General features: G+C 63.9%; 15 protein-coding genes and 3 pseudogenes. 9 read left to right on the top strand and 9 right to left on the bottom strand.

All coding sequences use genetic code 11. The annotated features are described in order from the left end of the window. Positions 1-12: 12 nt before the first annotated feature. Together A5906_RS43770 and A5906_RS43775 are read right to left on the bottom strand one after the other, a co-directional pair. Positions 13-325: pseudogene (locus A5906_RS43770) on the bottom strand (imidazoleglycerol-phosphate dehydratase); the annotation flags it as partial. A gap of 1 nt (position 326) precedes the next feature. Then, a pseudogene (locus tag A5906_RS43775) lies at positions 327-610 on the bottom strand (imidazoleglycerol-phosphate dehydratase); the annotation flags it as partial. Between the two features lie 186 nt (positions 611-796). Between A5906_RS43775 and hslV the strand changes: the two are divergent. From hslV to A5906_RS03815, 5 genes and pseudogenes are all read left to right on the top strand, one after another. Beyond that, complete coding sequence (gene hslV, locus A5906_RS03795) at positions 797-1,357, top strand: ATP-dependent protease subunit HslV (RefSeq protein WP_080133868.1); 561 nt, start codon at positions 797-799, stop codon at positions 1,355-1,357. 17 nt (positions 1,358-1,374) lie between these two features. After that, complete coding sequence (locus A5906_RS03800; RefSeq protein ID WP_080133869.1) at positions 1,375-1,860, top strand: GNAT family N-acetyltransferase; 486 nt, start codon at positions 1,375-1,377, stop codon at positions 1,858-1,860. Further along, positions 1,857-2,474, top strand: coding sequence for a DUF2585 domain-containing protein (locus tag A5906_RS03805; protein ID WP_080133870.1), 618 nt, complete (start codon positions 1,857-1,859; stop codon positions 2,472-2,474). Before A5906_RS03800 ends, A5906_RS03805 begins: the two co-directional genes overlap by 4 nt. A 53-nt stretch (positions 2,475-2,527) precedes the next feature. Further along, a complete protein-coding gene (gene hslU / locus A5906_RS03810; protein ID WP_080133871.1) occupies positions 2,528-3,832 on the top strand; it encodes an ATP-dependent protease ATPase subunit HslU in 1,305 nt (434 codons plus the stop codon). 99 nt (positions 3,833-3,931) lie between these two features. Further along, a pseudogene (locus A5906_RS03815) lies at positions 3,932-4,392 on the top strand (hypothetical protein); the annotation flags it as partial. A gap of 77 nt (positions 4,393-4,469) precedes the next feature. Here A5906_RS03815 and A5906_RS03820 read toward each other — a convergent pair. The 3 genes from A5906_RS03820 to A5906_RS03830 are packed head-to-tail and all read right to left on the bottom strand — an operon-like array spanning position 4,470 to position 7,274. Beyond that, positions 4,470-5,063: a Smr/MutS family protein gene (locus A5906_RS03820; protein WP_080133872.1), complete on the bottom strand. Its 594-nt coding sequence runs from the start codon at positions 5,061-5,063 to the stop codon at positions 4,470-4,472. Next, entirely contained in the window at positions 5,060-6,589 is a 1,530-nt protein-coding gene (gene mltA, locus A5906_RS03825; RefSeq protein ID WP_080133873.1) for a murein transglycosylase A, read from the bottom strand. The genes A5906_RS03820 and mltA overlap by 4 nt, the downstream gene beginning before the upstream one ends. Continuing rightward, the gene (locus tag A5906_RS03830; protein WP_080133874.1) at positions 6,567-7,274 is read right to left on the bottom strand and encodes a Tim44/TimA family putative adaptor protein; all 708 of its coding nucleotides are present in this window, start codon (positions 7,272-7,274) and stop codon (positions 6,567-6,569) included. The genes mltA and A5906_RS03830 overlap by 23 nt, the downstream gene beginning before the upstream one ends. A 415-nt stretch (positions 7,275-7,689) precedes the next feature. Between A5906_RS03830 and secB the strand changes: the two genes are divergently transcribed. Then, the gene (gene secB / locus A5906_RS03835) at positions 7,690-8,178 is read left to right on the top strand and encodes a protein-export chaperone SecB (protein WP_063685373.1); all 489 of its coding nucleotides are present in this window, start codon (positions 7,690-7,692) and stop codon (positions 8,176-8,178) included. On the opposite strand, the gene dnaQ is transcribed toward secB, so the two are convergent. The 4 genes from dnaQ to A5906_RS03855 are packed head-to-tail and all read right to left on the bottom strand — an operon-like array spanning position 8,175 to position 11,001. After that, the gene (gene dnaQ / locus A5906_RS03840; protein ID WP_080133875.1) at positions 8,175-8,891 is read right to left on the bottom strand and encodes a DNA polymerase III subunit epsilon; all 717 of its coding nucleotides are present in this window, start codon (positions 8,889-8,891) and stop codon (positions 8,175-8,177) included. The genes secB and dnaQ overlap by 4 nt on opposite strands. 30 nt (positions 8,892-8,921) lie before the next feature. Next, positions 8,922-9,521, bottom strand: a complete 600-nt coding sequence (gene coaE, locus A5906_RS03845) for a dephospho-CoA kinase (RefSeq protein ID WP_080133876.1) — start codon at positions 9,519-9,521, stop codon at positions 8,922-8,924. A 23-nt stretch (positions 9,522-9,544) separates the two neighbouring features. Beyond that, complete coding sequence (locus A5906_RS03850; RefSeq protein ID WP_080133877.1) at positions 9,545-10,153, bottom strand: Maf family nucleotide pyrophosphatase; 609 nt, start codon at positions 10,151-10,153, stop codon at positions 9,545-9,547. An 8-nt stretch (positions 10,154-10,161) separates the two neighbouring features. Then, positions 10,162-11,001: a pyruvate, water dikinase regulatory protein gene (locus A5906_RS03855; RefSeq protein WP_080133878.1), complete on the bottom strand. Its 840-nt coding sequence runs from the start codon at positions 10,999-11,001 to the stop codon at positions 10,162-10,164. A 457-nt stretch (positions 11,002-11,458) separates the two neighbouring features. Between A5906_RS03855 and hemJ the strand changes: the two genes are divergently transcribed. From hemJ to mnmE, 3 genes are all read left to right on the top strand, one after another. Further along, positions 11,459-11,893, top strand: a complete 435-nt coding sequence (gene hemJ / locus A5906_RS03865) for a protoporphyrinogen oxidase HemJ (protein WP_080133879.1) — start codon at positions 11,459-11,461, stop codon at positions 11,891-11,893. 248 nt (positions 11,894-12,141) lie between these two features. Next, the gene (rho, locus tag A5906_RS03870) at positions 12,142-13,407 is read left to right on the top strand and encodes a transcription termination factor Rho (RefSeq protein ID WP_011083462.1); all 1,266 of its coding nucleotides are present in this window, start codon (positions 12,142-12,144) and stop codon (positions 13,405-13,407) included. Positions 13,408-13,723: 316 nt separating this feature from the next. Then, on the top strand, positions 13,724-15,082 hold the full coding sequence (gene mnmE / locus A5906_RS03875) for a tRNA uridine-5-carboxymethylaminomethyl(34) synthesis GTPase MnmE (RefSeq protein WP_080133880.1): 1,359 nt from the start codon (positions 13,724-13,726) through the stop codon (positions 15,080-15,082). Positions 15,083-15,163: the final 81 nt, after the last annotated feature.

A 15,163-nucleotide genomic window follows, 5' to 3' on the forward strand; every position in this document is an offset into this window, starting at 1 on the left:
AAAACGGAGATGTCAGCCGCCGAGCGAGCCCTTGGTGGACGGGATTTCGCCCGCCGCCTTCGGATCGATCGCAACCGCCGCCCGCAGCGCCCGCGCCAGACCCTTGAAGCAGGACTCGGCGATATGATGGCTGTTATCGCCATATAGGGTCTCGACGTGCAGAGTCACGCCGGCGTTGATGGCGAAGGCCTGGAACCACTCGCGCACCAGCTCGGTATCGAACTCGCCGATCTTGTCGCGGGGGAAGTCGGCCTTGAAGACCAGGAACGGGCGGCCCGAAATGTCGATGACCACGCGCGTCAGCGTCTCGTCCATCGGCATGTACNTACACGCCGGCATAGCGGGTGATGCCCGCCATGTTGCCGAGCGCCTGCTTGACCGCCTGGCCGAGCGCGATGCCGGTGTCTTCGGTGGTATGGTGATAATCAATGTGCAGGTCGCCCACCGCCTTGACCGTGAGGTCGATGCGGGAATGGCGGGCGAGAAGATCGAGCATATGGTCGAAAAAGCCGATGCCGGTCGCGATCTTGGCCACGCCGGTGCCATCGAGGTTCACGGAGACCTCGATGTCGGTTTCCTTGGTCTTGCGCTTGATCGTCGCGGTGCGCATTGAAAGCTTTCGCTGTGGTTCGGTCCGAAAACGCCAGTCTCTTAACAGCCAAATGACACCTTCGCTACTGCGGGAACGGCCGGCCGGGCCTCTACTTCTGCCTATGGTGAGCGAAATTCGGCCCGGAACGGCCCGTTGTGCCCCAGCGCTCGACCCCCTAAATCAGGCCGGACAACGAGGTATTTCATGCAGGATTCCCAGAACAGCTCGCCGGGCTGGCACGGCACCACGATTTTGACCGTCCGCAAGGGCGGCAAGGTGGTGGTCGGCGGCGACGGCCAGGTCTCGATCGGCCAGACCGTGATCAAGTCCAACGCCAAGAAGGTCCGCAAGCTCGGCAAGGGCGACGTGATCGGCGGCTTCGCCGGTGCCACCGCCGACGCCTTCACGCTGTTTGAGCGGCTGGAGAGCAAGCTCGAGCAATATCCGGGGCAGCTGACCCGGGCGGCCGTGGAGCTCGCCAAGGACTGGCGCACCGACCGCTATCTGCGGCGCCTGGAGGCCATGATGATCGTGGCCGACAAGGACGTCTCCCTGGTGCTGACGGGCACCGGCGACGTGCTCGAGCCCGAGGCCGGAGTGATGGCGATCGGCTCCGGCGGCAATTACGCGCTGGCGGCCGCCCGCGCCCTGCTCGATACCGATAAGGACGCCGAGACCATCGTCCGCCGCTCCCTCGACATCGCCGCCGACATCTGCGTCTACACCAACCGCAACCTGACCATAGAGAGCCTGCCGAGCGGCTAGGGCAGACCGAACAGGACATGGCGCCCGCCTACACCTTCCGCCCGTTGAGCACGGCCGACCTGCCGCTGATCCGGCAGTGGCTGGGCGAAGCCCATGTGCGGGAATGGTGGGGCGATCCGGAAGAGCAGCTTGCACTCGTCAGCGGCGACCTCACTGAACCGGCGATGGACCAGTTCATCGTGTTGGCTGGCAGCCGGCCCTTCGGCTATCTTCAGTGCTATCGCCTGACCGCCTGGAATACGGGCTTCGGGCCGCAACCGGAGGGCACGCGTGGCATCGACCAGTTCATCGGCGACAGCGACATGATCGGGCGCGGCCATGGCTCGGCGTTGATCCGCCAGTTCGTCGATGAGTGCTTCCGGCAGGGACTGCCGCGCATGGTCACCGATCCCGACCCGCTCAATGTGCGGGCCCTGCGCGCTTACGAGAAGGCCGGCTTCGTCCGCCTGCGCTTGGTCGAGACGCCGGACGGGGCGGCGTCGTTGATGGTACGCGAGCCATGACGCTGGTCCAGGCGCGCGAGAGCAAGGTCGCATTTCCGCCGCTCGGCTGGGCCGGCCTCGTGCTGCTGCTGCTGGCGCTGCAAGCGGCGATCCTGTTCGCGATGGGGCGCGTGCCGATCTGCAGCTGCGGCTATGTCAAGCTCTGGCATGGCGTGGTGAACAGCTCGGAGAATTCCCAGCACATCGCCGACTGGTACAGTTTCTCGCACGTGCTGCACGGCTTCCTGTTCTACGGCCTGACCTGGTTGCTGTTCGCGCGGCTGCCGTTCCTGCCGCTCTCATGGCCGGCTCGGCTGATCATCGCCATGCTGATCGAGGGCGCCTGGGAGATCGTCGAGAACTCGCCCTTCATCATCGAGCGCTACCGCGCCGGCACGATCTCGCTGGATTATTACGGCGACAGCATCGTCAATTCGGTGTCGGACAATCTGGCCATGATGCTCGGGTTCCTCGTCGCGCGCGTGTTGCCGGTATCTGCGACTGTCCTGCTTGGCCTCGCCTTCGAGATCATGCTGGCGCTCCATATTCGCGACAATCTGACGCTGAATATCCTGATGCTGATCCATCCGATCGAGGCCGTGAAACAATGGCAGTCGGGCCCGCCGATCATCTGATCGCTGAAAAAAGCCGCTTGTCCCGGCCCGCATCTGACCCTAGCTAAGGTGCCATGACAGACTTCTCTCCCCGCGAAATCGTTTCCGAACTCGACCGTTTCATCGTCGGCCAGGGCGACGCCAAGCGCGCCGTCTCGATCGCGTTGCGCAACCGCTGGCGGCGGCAGCAGCTCGAGGGCTCCTTGCGCGAGGAGGTGCTGCCGAAGAACATCTTGATGATCGGCCCCACCGGCGTCGGCAAAACGGAGATCGCGCGGCGATTGGCGAAACTCGCGAATGCGCCGTTCCTGAAGGTGGAAGCGACGAAGTTCACCGAGGTCGGCTATGTCGGCCGAGACGTCGAGCAGATCGTGCGCGATCTCGTCGAGGTCGCGATCGCCCAGGTCCGCGAGAGGAAGCGCAAGGACGTGCAGGCGCGGGCCCAGCTCGCCGCCGAAGAGCGCGTGCTCGATGCGCTGGTCGGCGCCAATGCGAGCTCGGCGACACGGGAATCCTTCCGCAAGAAGCTGCGCGCCGGCGAGCTCAACGACAAGGAAATCGAGATCGAGACGCAATCGTCCGGCGGCGGCATGCCGATGTTCGAGATCCCGGGCATGCCGGGCGCGCAGATGGGCGCGATCTCGATCGGCGATATCTTTGGCAAGCTCGGCGGCCGCAGCAAGACGCGGCGGCTGACCGTGGAAGGCTCGCACGAGATCCTCGTCAACGAGGAATCCGACAAGCTGCTGGACACCGAGCAGCTGACGCTGGAGGCGATCAGCGCGGTCGAGAACAACGGCATCGTGTTCCTCGACGAGATCGACAAGATCTGCGCCCGCGACGGCCGCGTCGGCGGCGACGTCTCGCGCGAGGGCGTGCAGCGCGATCTGCTGCCGCTGATCGAGGGCACCACGGTCTCGACCAAGCACGGCGCGGTCAAAACCGACCACATCCTGTTCATCGCCTCCGGCGCTTTCCATGTCGCAAAGCCGTCCGACTTGTTGCCGGAATTACAGGGCCGCCTGCCGATCCGCGTCGAGCTGCAGGCGCTGACGCGCGACGACATGCGGCGCATCCTGACCGAGCCCGAGGCCTCGCTGATCAAGCAATATGTCGCGCTGATGCAGACCGAGGGCGTGACGCTCGACATCACCGACAGCGCCATCGACGCGCTGGCCGACGTCGCGGTGGCCGTCAACTCCACCGTCGAGAACATCGGCGCGCGGCGGCTCCAGACCGTGATGGAGCGGGTGCTGGACGAGATCTCCTTCACCGCCCCCGACCGCAACGGCGAGACCATCAAGGTCGACGCCGACTACGTACAGAAACACGTCGGCGACCTCGCCAAGAACGCGGATCTGAGCCGGTTCATTTTGTAGTTTTTTGAAGGTCGGCTATCTATCCGTCGTCCCGGCCTGGTGCGCAATTGCGCACCAGGCCGGGGACGACGGCGGAGTTTGACGCGCCGCAGGTGCCACGTGCCCGCTAGTCTCGGCCAAAACCCCTGGCGCCTGCTGCTCGCAATCGACGCCGCAATCATCGGCGGCGTCCTCATTCACAAGATCCGCTGCCGCCTTACGTTCCCTATATCCACCTCCTCGTCGACTATCATTTCGGCTTCATCAAGCGCGCGTTGATCGGGGCGGTTATCGCGCTGTTCACCGACAAGGTGCCGGTCTGGCTGGTGTTCGCGCTCGGCGGCGCGACATGGCTGGTGACGCTGGGGCTCTACGCAAAACTGGTCCAGAGGACCTTCGGCTTCACCCCGAAGACGCTGCCGCTGTTCGTCTTCATCGCGGGCTCGTCGTTCTTCCTGAAGAATTTCATGCACACGCTCGGCCATTTCGACATCTATGGCTGCGCGCTGGCGATTGTCCTGCTGCTGATGCCGGCGGGTTCATTGCCGTTCGTAGCTTTGGCTGCGCTGTTCGCGATCGTGCGTCGGAATCGTTCGGCCGTTTTAGCTGTGCATGATCCGATCGGAAAACCGGTACCAACTTTTCCGGATCGAACTCGCTAAACCCTCGCCCGCCTGATCCGCACGTACAGCGCGCCCTCGCCGCCATGGCCGATATGGGCGGTCTCGAAGCCCACCACGAACGCGCGGAATTCCGGCAGGCTCAGCCATTCCGGCACCTGGCGGCGGAGAACGCCGCTTTCGCCGCCGCTGCGTCCCTTGCCGGTGATGACGAGCACGAAGGTCAGGCCGTCGTGATGGGCGCGGTGCAGGAAGCCGGTCAACGCGCGGTGGGCGCGCATCTGGGTCATGCCGTGCAGGTCGAGCCGCGCCTCGATCTCGCTGCGGCCGCGCGACAGTTTCGTGCGCTCGCGCTTGCCGAGCGGCGCCAAAGGCGGAACAGACGGCTTGGCCATGCGCGGCCCCGGTGCTGCAGCAACCGGCCTTGCCGCTGGCGAAATCCGAGTCGCCTGGGGTGCCACGGGCGATGGCCCGGCAGGCGGCGCGGCAGGCGCCTTGGCCACGCGATGCTTCCTGAGCGGCTTGACCTGCTTTGCGACCGTATCCCACAGCACGCGCTCTTCCTCGCTCAGCGCGCGGCGGCGCGGCGAGGGGCGAGGCTCCAGCACGGGCGGACGGGACGATCGCTTCATTGCTGCCGATGGGGACGATTCTTCACGGGCCGCCGCGGCTCGGGGGCAGGCTCGATCGCGGGACGCGGCACCGGTAGCGGGACGGGGCCGGCGATGGCAACCGTTTCGTTCTTGGCTTGCGGCGTGGCGGCAGCAGGCGTGCCCGTCTTGGCGGGATCAGTCTGCGGAAACAGTTTCGCGATTTTCTCCGAGGGACGCGGATCCGGTACCGGCAGCCGTGCGGCACGCGTCGCAGGATCGAGGCTCTTCGGCACCAGCATGACAAAGTGCATGGGATGGCGCAGCCGGCCGGAGACGCGGCCTGCATCCGCACCAGCACCGAAATAGAGATCGGCGCGCGCAGGTCCAATAATCGCCGAGCCGGTGTCCTGCGCGATCATCAGGCGATGGAACGGCGTCTTGGAGCGTTCGGACTCGATCGGCAGCTCGCCCTCGATGAAGAACGGTGTGCCATAGACATGCAGCGATTTGTCGACCGCGATCGAGCGTCCCGCGGTCAGCGGAATGCCTTGCGCGCCCACCGCCTCGTCCTTGTCGGAGAGGTTGACCTCGCGGAAGAAGATGTAGGCGCGGTTCTGGCGGCGCAGCTCCTTGGCGCCATCAGGATTCTGCGCCATCCACTCCCTGATCTTCTGCATCGACATCTCTTCCTTCGGAATGATGCCGCGCTCGATCAGGATGCGTCCCACCGCCGTGTAGGGATAGCCGTTATAGGCGTCGTAATTGAGCCGGAGCATGGTGCCGTCGTCGAACTTGATCCGCGCCGAGCCCTGGATCTGCGCGAACAACAGATCGGTCGGGTCCTTCAGCCAGGCGATCTCGAGACCACGGCCGGCGATCTTGCCGTCCTCGATCTCGCCGCGGTCGTAATAGGGCACCAGCTTGCGGCGGCCGATCTTGCGGTAGACCGGGCCCTTGTTGGGCAGGCTGACGGCGTCCTGCTTGTAGCCGCGCACGAACAGGTTCGAGGGCCGGCGATAGACCGGGACATTGAAGACGTCGGTCTGCGTGCGCGATCCCTCCAGCACCGGTTCGTAATAGCCGGTGACGAAACCATCTGGCTCTCCTAAGCGGGAGATACGCAGGGCTGCGAAATTCTCCTCGAAGAAGGTCTTTGCCTTGGCGTCGTCGCTGAGCTCGAGCGATTTGGCGACACGACAGGGCTCGCTTAGCGATGCCCCCAGCGCTTTCGGCTCGGGCGCGCCGGTCTGTGCGCTGATCGACTTGCAGCTGGCGCGAAACGTCCTGTAGGCGGCGAGATGATTGTCGTCGCCCCAGCCCTTCACATCAGTCCAGGCCAGCGGCAGATATTGCGCGCCTGAGATCTCGAACGGCAGCGGGAGCTGCGGATAGGGCAAGGCCCGCGGCGGGGCGGCTGCCAATTGCGGCGCGTGGTGATGATGGCTGCGATAGTGCCGCCGCGCCGCCTCGGCGCCGAGCGAAAACGTCGACAGCACGACGGCACCCGCGCAGAACGCCGTCGCGCTGTTCTTCAGGAAGAGTTTAATTCGCGCTTCCGGTGCCAACCAGCTTCCAGTTCGGATCGCGAGAGGTGGTGTCGCGGGCGAAAGTCCAGATATCGGTGATGTCGGCAACCGTGTCGGCGCTGCCGTCGACGATGTTGCCGGCCTTGTCGCGGGTGGCCGAGATCATCTGCGAGACGAAGCGCACGGTGAGCTGTGCGGTCCGGTCGCGCAACTCGGCACCGACGAGTTCGGCCTTGTCGATCGAGACGAAGCGCGTCTCGGTCTTCTGCTCGTTCTTCTCGCGCTCCTTGATCGCGGCGTCGAAGCTTTCATAGACCTCCGACGACAAGAGATCGCGCAGCGCGCGGCGATCGCCATTGGCGAAGGCCAGCACGATCATCTCATAGGCGCCGCGGGCACCCGAGATGAAATGGCGCGGATCGAAGGTGGAGTCTCTCTCGACGATGGCATCGAGACCCTGGGCGAGTGCCGTGCCCGGTTCAGTCAGACCCTTCCAGCGGTCGCTGAGCGCGGCCGGCTCTGCCGTCGGCGCCAGCGGGGCCTGGTCGATCACCTTGCCCGGCATGGTCACGACGTTCTTGTCCTGTGCACCCCCCAGCGCATTGCGGGCGGCCGTGTGATCGAACGGCGGCCGTTCGTTGCCCGTGCGCTGCCCCAGCACGCTGCGCAGCCTCAGGAAGATAAAGACCGCCAGCGCCAGGAAGATGATGGTGTAGATGTCCACGTCGTATTCGCTTTCTGGTCTTTGCTCTGGGTCTTCGCTTCGGGGTCGTTGCCGGGAAAATCAATCCGGCCAGTAGACCGTTCCATACGGGAACGGCAAGTCTACATCACCATTTTAGGTCCGCGCGTCTGGTCCGTGGGATGTAGGCACGAAATCTTGCCCGGCCAATGGCGCCTTTTGGCACAGCGGCGAGTGTAGCGCGTTTTATGCTTAAGGGGAAACCCGATCCTGGCTGGAAATCGCGTATCTTCAATCGTTTAAGGCGCGATTTCGGCGAAAGGCCGCCCCAAGGGTCACAGTTGCGGGCACGGTCTGGATTCCCCGTTTGAGACCGTTCGTCCTTGTGGAACGAGGCGGCCCTATGTTAGCCAACCGCCGCGAAATTCAGCCCCCAATCGGGTAAGGAGACACTTCTATGACCAACGGTAACGGCACCCCTCCCGAGGCGGCCCAGGCTCCCCAGCTCAACGTTCTGGCGCAATATACCAAGGACCTGTCGTTCGAAAATCCGAATGCGCCGAGCTCGCTCCAGCAGCAGGGCCAGCCGCCCCAGATCAACATCCAGATCAATGTCGGCGCCAATAACCTCAGCGAGCAAGAGTTCGAGGTGACCCTGTCGGTCGAGGGCAAGGCCGAGACCGCCGGCAAGGTCATGTTCTCGTTCGAGCTCGCCTATGCCGGCGTGTTCCGGATCGTCAACGTGCCCAAGGAGAACCTGCACCCGCTGGTCATGATCGAGTGCCCGCGCCTGCTGTTCCCCTTCGCCCGCGAGATCATTGCCACCGCCGTGCGCGACGGCGGGTTCCCCCCGCTGATGCTGGACCCCGTCGATTTCGTCGGTCTCTATCGCCAGAACATGGAACGGCAGATGGCCGCCCAGGGTGGCCAGACCGGCCAGGCTTAACCGGCCGGAGGAGCGACTGGAGCGGCGAGATACTCGTTCCAGATCGCCTTTTCGCCCATCGTTGCGATGAAGGCGCGATGGGCCTCCCGCTCGGCATCCGAAACCCGCGGCGCGAGCGGCACTGACCGCTGCCGCCGCGGCGCATCGCCGGCGGAATTGACGCGAATTTCTTCGCGCTCCGAAGCCAGCAGCAATTGCGACTGCCGCGCTCCCACCAGATCGACATAGACTTCCGCAAGCAGTTCTGCGTCGAGCAGAGCGCCGTGCTTGGTGCGGTGTGAATTGTCGATCGCATAGCGCGAACAGAGATCGTCGAGCCGGTTGGACACGCCGGGATGCTTGCGCCGCGCCAGCAGCAGCGTATCGACCAGCCGCTCGCGCGGCACTGCGGGACGCTTGATCCGGTCGAGCTCGGCATTGATGAAGCTGATGTCGAACGAGGCGTTGTGGATCACCAGCGGCGCATCGCCGATGAACTCCAGAAACGCATCGACGACTTCGTGGAACAGCGGCTTGGTCGAGAGAAACTCGGCCGACAGCCCGTGCACGGCGAAGGCTTCCGCCGGCATGTCCCGTTCGGGGTTGATATAGACGTGATAGGTCTGTCCCGTCGGCATGCGGTTGAAAATCTCGACGCAGCCGATTTCGACCAATCGATCGCCGCGGAGCGGATCGAGGCCGGTGGTTTCGGTATCGAGAACGATTTCGCGCATGATTTTGGGATGCCGTTTAGAAGCGGCGAATCAGGCCCGCCGCTGCGGCATCTTAACGACCTCGGCCAGGATGTGCGCGATTTGGGCGCGCACCGGTTCAAGTCCGTGCGAGGTATCCACCACGAAATCGGCGCGGCTGCGCTTCTCGGCATCCGGCGTCTGCTTGGCGATGATGGCATCGAGCTTCGCCGCGTCCATCGTGCCGCGCGCCAGCACCCGCTCGCGCTGCAGTTCCGGCGAGGTCGAGACGACGACGACGGCATCGACCCGCTTCTCGCCGCCGGTTTCGAACAGCAGCGGGATGTCCAGCACCACGACCGGCGCCTTGGCGGCCTCCGCATCGGCGAAGAACTTCTGCCGGGATGCGCCGAGCATCGGGTGGACGATCTGCTCGAGCTGCTTGATCGCGGCGGGATCGTGCACCACGCGCGCCGACAGTTTTGTTCGGTCCACCTTGCCGTTGACGGTAGTACCGGGGAAGGCGGCCTCGATCGCCGGTGCGGCTTCGCCCTCATAGAGCTGATGCACGGCGGCATCCGCGTCGTAGACGGGCACGCCGGCCTCCGCGAACAATTTCGCGGTGGTGGATTTGCCCATCCCGATCGAGCCGGTCAGTCCCAGGATCCGCATCAGCGCCCAGCCTTCTCTCGCATCTACACCGCAATTAGCTGCTGGCTCCGCAGAAACGCAAGCAGCGGCAATAGCGGCAGGCCGAGAATGGTGAAGTGGTCGCCCTCGATGCGCTCGAACAGATGGATGCCGAGGCCCTCGAGCTGGTAGGCCCCGACGCTTCTGGTCACGGCATCGCCGGCGGCGTCGAGATAGGCCGGAAGCTCGGCTTCGCTCATCGGCCGCATGGTCATGCGCGCCACCGAGACGTCCTCGAAAACGATCGTGCCGTCACGGGCCACGGCCACGGCGGAATTCAGCTCGTGGCTGTTGCCGGCGAGATCGCGCAGCTGCGCCAGCGCCTGTGCGCGGCCGGTGGGCTTGTTGAAGAGACGGCTCCCGAGCGCCAGCGTCTGATCGGCGCCGATCACGTAACTTCCGGGACGATCGGCGGAGACCGCCTTGGCCTTTTCGCGGGCCAGGAGCAGCGCGATCTCGCGCGGATCGCTGAGATTGGAACTCGCCTGGATGCCGCGCTCGTCGATATCAGCCGTGACCGCCTCGAATGCGAGCCCGGCATTGGCCAGCAGCATTTTTCGCGCACTGCTTTGCGAGGCCAGAACCAGCGGAGATGTGCCGCGCCACAGAGCCATTGTGGAGACTATTCCGGCGGCCGGTTGCGCTGGCGATCGCTGTAGAGCTTCATGATCGCCGCGGCGGTTTCCTCGATCGAGCGCCGCGTGACGTCCAGCAGCGGCCAGTCATGCTTGGCGCTCAGCTTGCGGGCGAACGCGACCTCCTCGGTCACCGACTGCTTGTCGGTATAGGTGTCGCTGCCGGATTCGGCGCCCATCGAGAGCAGGCGGTTCTGGCGGATCTGGATCAGGCGTTCCGGCGTCGCATGCAGGCTCACCACCAGCGGCCGCGTCAGCGTCTCCAGTTGGGCCGGCACGGGAATGCCGGGCACCAGCGGCACGTTGGCGGTGCGGATGCCGCGATTGGCGAGATAGATCGATGTCGGCGTCTTCGAGGTGCGGGACACACCGACCAGAACCACGTCGGCGTCGTCGAGACCTTCGACATGCTGACCGTCGTCATGGATCATCGTGTAGTTAAGTGCGTCGATGCGCTTGAAATATTCCGCGTTGAGCACGTGCTGGGCGCCGACGCGGCCCGTGGTCGCAGCGCCAAGATAAGCCTCGAACAGCTGCATCACCGGCCCGATGATCGAGAGGCTCGGAACATTGATCTGCTTGCACTTGTCCTCGAGCCTGGCGACGAGGTCCTTCTCGAGCAGCGTGAACAGCACGATCCCCGGCGCTTCCTCGATCTCGTCGAGCACCCGGTCGAGCTGCTTCTGGCTCCGCACCAAGGGATAGACATGCTCGACCGGCGTCACGTTCGCATATTGCGCGGCGACCGCGCGTGCGACGGTGATCAGCGTCTCGCCGGTGGAGTCGGAGACCAGGTGAAGATGGAAATAATTGTTCGAGGTCGGCACAAAAACTCTTGGGATGAGGGCGGGGCGGTTTGTGGATTTCTGTGGAGCTTAACCCCTCGGAAAGGGTTGCGCGACACCAGGGACGGGACAAGTGCCAATTTTCTTCACACCGCTGCCCGCCAGAACAAGTCCAACGCCTCACGATGCGGGAAGCGGGATTGCGCGGACAACCACCTTGATAAGCTGCCGACAGGCGCACGCAAGCCTTTGAGTCCGGACGGCTTATCGGAACCGGCCCAGCCAGCGCAGGATATGTTGATGGATGTGAACAAGCGTGCGCGAACTGGCGGACGGAATTGCGTGAGTCCAATCCACGGTCACTCAGACTCAAACCTTAAGAATCTAAGATTCTAGATTTGAGGAAGGCAATACGGACGGATATGTGTGCAGGGTGAGACCTTAACGAGTTCTTACTATCCCCAGCCCCTTTCGCGGGGCAGCAATCCGGGCCGCGAAAATGTTCGAAGACGTCTATCTCTGGATCAAGGCGCTGCATGTGATCGCCGTCATCTCCTGGATGGCGGGCATGCTCTATCTGCCGCGGCTGTTCGTCTATCACTGCGACGCCGAGATCGGCTCGAAACAGTCGGAGACGTTCAAGGTCATGGAGCGCCGGCTGTTCAAGGCGATCATCAATCCCGCCATGATCGTGACCTGGCTCGCCGGCCTGTTTCTCGCCTGGTCCGGCCATTGGTTCTCGTTCGGCTGGCTGCACGTAAAACTGGCACTGGTCCTGGCGCTGTCGGCGGTCCACGGCTTTTTTTCGCGCTGGCTGAAGGACTTCGCTGCCGACCGGCGTCCGCGGAGCCAGAAATTCTATCGGATTATCAATGAGGTGCCGACCGTCCTGATGATTCTCATCGTCGTCATGGTGATCGTGAAGCCGTTCTAGGCAGGCCCCGCGCGGAATCGCTCAGCGCTTCGGCTTGCGGAGCCGGGAGCGATTTTCTATATTATCGATATCCCACCCAACGCAGGCGGATGTGGTTGTGTCTGAGCTTTCCAGAGGCCGGACACCGCATCAGGTTTGAAGCCTCACCGGCACTCTCCTTGCCAGACCTGCGGACCTAATCTTCTCACGTCCGCATTTCAGAGCCTCCTCGCACCCCCTCCCTAAGGTTACCCCACAGGACCACCCCAATGCGGGAAATTAAACTCCAGGACCTCAAGTCGAAGACCCCGGCCGAGCTGGTCTCGTTCGCGGAAGAGAACGGGGTCGAGAATGCCAGCACCATGCGCAAGCAGGAGCTGCTGTTCGCAATCCTCAAGCAGCTGTCGCTCGCCGAGACCGACATCGTCGGCGAAGGCGTCGTCGAGGTGCTCTCCGACGGTTTCGGCTTCCTCCGCTCGCCCGATGCCAATTATCTGCCGGGCCCTGATGACATCTACGTTTCGCCCTCGCAGATCCGCCGTTTCGGCCTGCGCACCGGCGACACCATCGAAGGCCACATCCGCAGCCCGAAAGAGGGCGAACGCTATTTCGCGCTGCTGAAGGTCAACACGCTCAATTTCGAGGACCCGGAAAAGGCCAAGCACAAGGTCAATTTCGACAATCTCACGCCGCTGTTTCCGAATCAGCGTTTCCGCATGGAAATCGACGATCCGACGCGGAAAGACTTGTCTGCACGCGTGATCGACATCGTCGCCCCGATCGGCAAGGGCCAGCGTGCGCTGATCGTGGCGCCGCCGCGCACGGGTAAGACCGTGCTGATGCAGAACATCGCGCATTCGATCACGCACAATCATCCCGAATGCTATCTGATCGTGCTCTTGATCGACGAGCGTCCAGAAGAAGTCACCGACATGCAGCGCTCGGTGAAGGGCGAGGTCGTGTCTTCGACCTTCGACGAGCCGGCGGTGCGCCACGTCCAGGTCGCCGAGATGGTGATCGAGAAGGCCAAGCGCCTGGTCGAGCACGGCCGCGACGTCGTGATCCTGCTCGATTCGATCACCCGCCTCGGCCGCGCCTACAACACCGTGGTGCCGTCATCGGGCAAGGTGCTGACCGGCGGTGTGGACGCCAACGCGCTGCAACGCCCGAAGCGCTTCTTCGGTGCCGCCCGCAACATCGAGGAGGGCGGCTCGCTGACCATCATCGCGACCGCGCTGGTCGATACCGGCAGCCGCATGGACGAAGTCATCTTCGAAGAGTTCAAGGGCACCGGTAACTCGGAGCTGATCCTCGACCGCAAGGTCTCGGACAAACGCACCTTCCCGGCGATCGACATCTCGCGCTCCGGCACTCGCAAGGAGGAGCTCATCACCGATCCGCAGGTGCTCAAGAAGATGTACGTGCTCCGCCGCATCCTCAATCCGATGGGCACGATGGACGCGATCGACTTCCTGCTCGACAAGCTGCGCTCGACCAAGAGCAATTCGGAGTTCTTCGACTCCATGAACACCTGAGTGCAGTGCAGCAAGGGATCAGAGGGCGCCTTCGGGCGCCCTTTTTGTTGCGCAGCTTTGCTGCAGCGATTTCGCAGCACGAATGGCGCCGCGCAGGTTGGTTGCTCTACTCCACTAACGTGTTGATGTATCAAACTAATAATGGAATTCGGCTTGGCCGAACTCTTTGCCGAAGGGCCATTCCTGCAGCACGAATGCTGATATATATTGCAATGCAATAAGTGACTTGCTGCAAGATTTGCTGCAGCAAAATCCATCCGCCGCGCGGCGTGAAAACGGATATTTGCCTTTTCACTGGCAGCCGCACAAATAGGCCATGCATCCGCGAGACCAGACCATTTTTGCGCTGTCATCCGGCCGGGCCCCCAGCGCGATTGCAGTGGTGCGCGTGTCGGGCACGCAGGCCGGCTTGGCGCTGACGACGCTCGCGGGCAGACTGCCGGCGCCGCGGCAGGCGAGCCGCAGGCTGCTCCGGGACGGCTCCGGCCAGCCGATCGACGATGCGGTCGTGCTCTGGTTTCCAGGGCCGGGCAGTGCGACCGGCGAGGACATTGCCGAATTTCACGTCCATGGCGGCCGCGCGGTGCTGTCGGCCGTCCTCGCCGCTATTTCTTTTATTCCGAATACGCGCGCGGCGGAGCCCGGCGAATTCACCCGGCGCGCCTTTGAGAACGGCAAGCTCGACCTCACCGAGGCCGAGGGTCTCGACGATCTCATACACGCCGACACCGACCGGCAGCGTCGCCAGGCGCTGCGCCAGTTGCAGGGCCTGCTCGGCGACCGCGCGCGCGACTGGCGTGAGCGCATCATCGCGGCCTCGGCGCTGATCGAGGCCGGCATCGATTTTTCCGATGAGGGTGACGTGCCGGCGGAGCTGCGGGCGCCGGCGGTGAAGGCGATCGAGGCGCTTCACAACGAAATCGTGAAAGTCCTTGTGGCACAGGGACATTCCGAACGCCTGCGCGACGGCCTCGTGGTTGCGATCGCGGGCGAGCCGAATGTCGGCAAGTCGACGCTGATGAATCAGCTCGCGCGCCGCGAGGTCGCGATCGTCTCGCCGCATGCCGGCACGACGCGTGACGTGATCGAGGTGCAGCTCGATCTCGACGGCTATCCGGTCACTGTCATCGACACCGCCGGCATTCGCGAGACCGATGACCCGGTCGAGCAGGAAGGCGTGCGCCGCGCGCGCGCGCGAGCCGAGGACGCCGATCTCGTGCTGTGGCTGGTGGAGGGCGGGAGCGCCGTTGACCCGGACGGAAGATCGTCGCTGTGGACGTCCGGCGACGGAGGCGATCGATCCGGCAGCTCGGTCTGGATCGTGCGCAACAAGATCGACCTTGCCGGGCCTGGGGGAGCGGGGCCGGCAGGCGAGTTCGGGATCTCGGCCAGCCGCGGCGACGGCATCCCTGAGCTGGTCGATGCCCTCGTGGCCTTCGCCGCCAGTTTCTTCGGGACGACCGAGGGCGCCCTGGTGACCCGGACCCGGCAGCGCGATTTGTTGCGCCAGGCCGCAGACAGCTTGCGCCGGAGTCTGGACCTTGTAGAAGAGGGCGAAGAGCTGGCCGCCGAAGAGCTACGTGCGGCCGCCTATGCCCTGGGCCGGCTGTTGGGCCGGGTGGATGTCGAAGACGTCCTCGGGGCCATATTCCAGAAATTCTGCATCGGAAAGTAGAGCTAGTTCTTCAATGTAGAACTAGGCCTTGTTCCATTCCTTGCGTTTCGCGTGAAACAGCGCCTGGAATGATTCCGGCGC

The organism is Bradyrhizobium sacchari, from assembly GCF_002068095.1.
Taxonomy (GTDB): Bacteria; Pseudomonadota; Alphaproteobacteria; order Rhizobiales; family Xanthobacteraceae; genus Bradyrhizobium; species Bradyrhizobium sacchari.